This is a genomic window from Syntrophotalea sp. (assembly GCF_050253115.1).
GTDB classification, from domain to species: domain Bacteria; phylum Desulfobacterota; class Desulfuromonadia; order Desulfuromonadales; family Syntrophotaleaceae; genus Syntrophotalea; species Syntrophotalea acetylenica.
Window position 1 is genome coordinate 1 of record NZ_JBFWJQ010000162.1, and the last position, 3,835, is coordinate 3,835.

At 61.6% G+C, this 3,835-nt stretch carries 4 protein-coding genes; all 4 read left to right on the plus strand.

Going from position 1 to position 3,835, the window contains the following annotated elements:
* Positions 1–385, plus strand: a 385-nt coding sequence (locus AB7E65_RS12195; protein ID WP_428746047.1) for an alpha/beta hydrolase-fold protein, incomplete at its 5' end; no start/stop codon positions are given.
* Between the two features lie 278 nt (positions 386–663).
* Positions 664–1,762 (plus strand): peptide chain release factor 2 gene (prfB, locus tag AB7E65_RS12200; RefSeq protein WP_215872618.1). Its coding sequence is split into 2 segments (ribosomal slippage): positions 664–738 and positions 740–1,762, totalling 1,098 coding nucleotides; the frame shifts between segments, so codons are not numbered across the junction.
* A gap of 21 nt (positions 1,763–1,783) precedes the next feature.
* Positions 1,784–3,268 carry a lysine--tRNA ligase gene (lysS, locus tag AB7E65_RS12205; protein WP_215872619.1) on the plus strand — a complete coding sequence of 495 codons (1,485 nt, stop codon included), beginning with the start codon at positions 1,784–1,786 and terminating at the stop codon, positions 3,266–3,268.
* On the plus strand, positions 3,265–3,835 hold a 571-nt coding region (locus AB7E65_RS12210), incomplete at its 3' end, for an ABC transporter permease (protein ID WP_428746048.1). The genes lysS and AB7E65_RS12210, both read left to right, overlap by 4 nt.

Genomic DNA, 3,835 nt, shown 5'->3' on the forward strand with positions numbered 1-3,835 from the left:
TGGCGCGTTGATCTGTGCCCTGCGCGAACCGCAGCGCTATCGTTCCGTTTCGGCTTTTGCTCCCGTCTCGGCTCCCGGCCAGGTGCCTTGGGGAGAGAAGGCCTTCACCGGTTATCTCGGGGAAGATCGCCAAGCTTGGGCGGAATGGGATGCCAGCAGATTGGTGCTGCGCCAAAGATTCCCGGGAGAAATTTTGGTGGATCAAGGCTTGGCCGATCCCTTTTTGAAAGAACAGCTGCGGCCGGAGATTTTTTCTGCCGCCTGCGCGGAGGCCGGGCAGCCGCTCCGCTATCGCGAACACGCTGGTTATGACCACAGTTATTATTTTATCTCCAGCTTTATGGAAGAGCACCTGCGGCACCACGCGGCGGCGCTACAGGTGTGAGCTTGTCTCTTCACCAGGCTCGGCATTCTCCGTTTACGGGACCGGTTCTGGAAACGACCCGCAGTCCCCTGACGGTCTGATTGACCAGACCGACCTTGAAACGCTTTCACTTCGGTTTCAATGACCGCGATCCTGTGAAACAGATCCGTGCCTTCGGATAGCAGATGTTTCTCGGTGATGTTTCTCGGTGCTGGTCGTTAGAGCAATCTTTGCGCATACTATGCGCCTTTGGCGCCAGGCAGATCATGGTCTGGAGTCTCACGAGACAAGGATTTGCGATGCGTGAAGTGAATGAGATGCGCGCCCTGCGCGACGATCTCCAGGCCCGGTTGGACGGCCTGAGGGGGTATCTTTGACCTCGAAGAAAAGCGGGGCCGATTAGAAGAAGTCGGGCGGGAGCTCGAGGATCCCGCGATCTGGAACCAGCCGGAGAAGGCACAGGAACTGGGGCGGGAGCGTGCCAGCCTGGAGGCCATCGTGCGGCCGATGGATGAGCTCGCCACCAAGGTCGCCGACAGCGCTGAGATGCTGGAACTGGCTCTGGGCGAAAATGACGCGGAGCTTCTGGCAGCCGTCGATGCCGATCTCGATCAGGCCCTGGCAGCGGTGGAAAAGCTGGAATTTCAGCGGATGTTCTCTGGCCCCCATGATGCCGCTGACTGTTTCGTCGACATCCAGGCAGGTGCCGGTGGCACCGAGGCGCAAGACTGGGCGGAAATGATTCTGCGCATGTACCTGCGTTGGGCGGAGGCGCATGGGTTCGCCGCCGAGCTGGTGGAAGTCTCGGAAGGAGAGGTGGCAGGGATCAAATCGGCGAGTATCCACGTAAAAGGCGATCATGCCTTCGGCTGGCTGCGCACGGAAACCGGAGTCCATCGTCTGGTGCGCAAGTCGCCCTTCGATTCCGGTAATCGGCGGCACACCAGTTTTGCCAGTATCTTTATCTATCCCGAGATCGACGACAGCTTTGAAATCGATATCAATCCCGCCGATCTGAAGACCGACACCTATCGCGCCAGCGGCGCTGGCGGTCAGCACATCAACAAGACCGACTCGGCGGTGCGTATCACGCACGTGCCGACGGGTATCGTGGTGGCCTGCCAGACCGATCGTTCGCAGCACAAGAACCGCGCCGAGGCGATGCGCATGTTGCGCTCCAAGCTGTACGAGATGGAGCTGAAAAAGCGCGAAGCGGAAAAGCAGGCGTTGGAGGAGAGTAAGAGCGATATCGGCTGGGGGCATCAGATCCGCTCCTATGTACTCGACCAGTCACGGATCAAAGATCTGCGTACCAGTGTCGAAGTGGGCGATACGCAAAAGGTGCTCGATGGTGGTCTGGATATTTTCATCGAGGCGGCCCTGAAGGCCGGACTCTGAGGCAGGGAACGAGGACAAGGCATGGAAGAGCGGAACGATCAGATGCAGGTGCGCTGGGAGAAGCTGCAGCGCTGGCGCGAGGGTGGCCGCGCCTATCCCAATGCCTTCCGGCGCGATGCCGAGGCCGGCGATCTGCAACGGCGCTGTGCCGATATGGACGCCGCAGCGCTCGAGCAGGAGCCGATCAGCGCCCGCCTGGGTGGACGCCTGATGACGCGGCGGGTGATGGGCAAGGCGAGCTTTGCCGATCTCCAGGATGGCAGCGGCCGCCTGCAGCTCTTTCTCAGCCGCGATGAGCTGGGCGAGGGTGCCTACGCGCAGTTCAAGGAACTCGATCTGGGCGACGTGATCGGGGTCGAGGGGACGCTGTTCCGCACCAAGGCGGGCGAGTTGAGCCTGCGCGTGCATTTCCTGCAGTTGCTGGCCAAGGCCCTGCGCCCTCTGCCCGAAAAATGGCATGGTCTGAGCGATGCCGAAACCCGCTTTCGCCAGCGCTACGTGGACCTCATCGTTACCGAGCAGGCGCGGCGCACCTTCCAGATCCGTTCGGCGACGGTGGCGGCGTTGCGTCAGGGGCTCTCGGCGGCGCGCTTTACTGAGGTCGAGACGCCGATGATGCAGCCGATCCCTGGTGGCGCGACGGCCAAGCCCTTCGTCACCCACCACCATGCCCTCGATATGACCCTCTATCTGCGTATCGCCCCCGAGCTCTATCTGAAGCGGCTGGTGGTCGGCGGTGTCGAACGCGTCTTTGAGATCAATCGCAATTTCCGCAACGAGGGCATCTCCACCCGCCACAATCCCGAGTTCACCATGCTCGAATGGTACGAGGCCTATGCCGATTATCACATCGCCATGGATCGCACGGAGCAGCTGATTCGTGCAGCAGCACAGGCCGCATTGGGGCAGACGAAGATCGTCTATCAGGGGCAGGAGATCGACCTGGGGAGCGCCTTCGCGCGCTTGAGCGTGGCCGAGGCCGTGCGGGCCTACAACCCGGATCTGCGCGCAAAGAATCTGCGCGATCCCGAAGTCCTGGCGGCAAAATTGCAGGAACTGGGGATGCCGGTGCAGGCGGGCTGGGGCTGGGGAAAGCGCCTCATCGAGATCTTCGAAAAGACCGTGGAAACGCAACTGCAACAGCCCACCTTCATCATTGAATACCCAACGGAAGTCAGCCCCTTGGCGCGCGCCAATGACGCCGATCCCGAAGTCACCGACCGCTTCGAGCTCTTCATTGCCGGGCGCGAACTGGCCAACGGGTTCTCCGAGCTCAACGATCCGGAAGATCAGGCCGAGCGCTTTCAGGCCCAGGTCCTGGCCAAGGAGGCCGGTGACGACGAGGCGATGTTCTACGATCACGACTATATCCGTGCGCTGGAGTATGGCATGCCGCCCACTGCCGGGGTGGGCATGGGCATCGACCGCCTGGTGATGCTCCTGGCCGACCAGCCCAGCATCCGCGAGGTTATCCTCTTTCCCCATTTGCGGCCCGAGCAGGCATGAGCCCTTTCGAACTCTGGGTGGGCCTGCGCTACACCCGCGCCAAACGGCGCAACCATTTCATTTCCTTCATTACCGGTACGGCCATTCTGGGCATGGTGATCGGGGTAGCCGCCCTGATCACCGTGATGGCAGTGATGAACGGCTTTGATCATACCCTGCGTAGCCGCATCCTGGCCGTCACCTCGGACGTCATCGTGCAGGGCAACGGGGTGCCAGTGCTTGACTGGCGCGAGTCGGAAAAAAATCTCTCGCAAGTACAAGGGGTGACCGGAGTGGCGCCCTACGTCCAGGCCCAGGCCATGCTCTCCCACGACGGGCTGGTGAGTGGGGCCTTAGTGGAGGGTATCGATCCGCAGCTGGAAGGACGGGTGAACCGTTTGGCGCAAGATATGCAGGCGGGAAGCCTCGATGCCTTGCAGAAACAGCCCTGGGGGATCGTCTTGGGCAGTGCCCTGGCCCGCCAACTGGGCGCGACCATCGGTAGCAAGGTGACCCTGATTTCGCCCAAGGGGGGCGTTACGCCCCTGGGGGTGACGCCGACCCTGCGCCAGTTCACCGTCGTTGGGC

Bases quoted from the DNA above. Each gene is read 5' to 3' on its own strand.
- lysS (WP_215872619.1), top strand. From the start codon at position 1,784: ATGGAAGAGCGGAACGATCAGATGCAGGTGCGCTGGGAGAAGCTGCAG.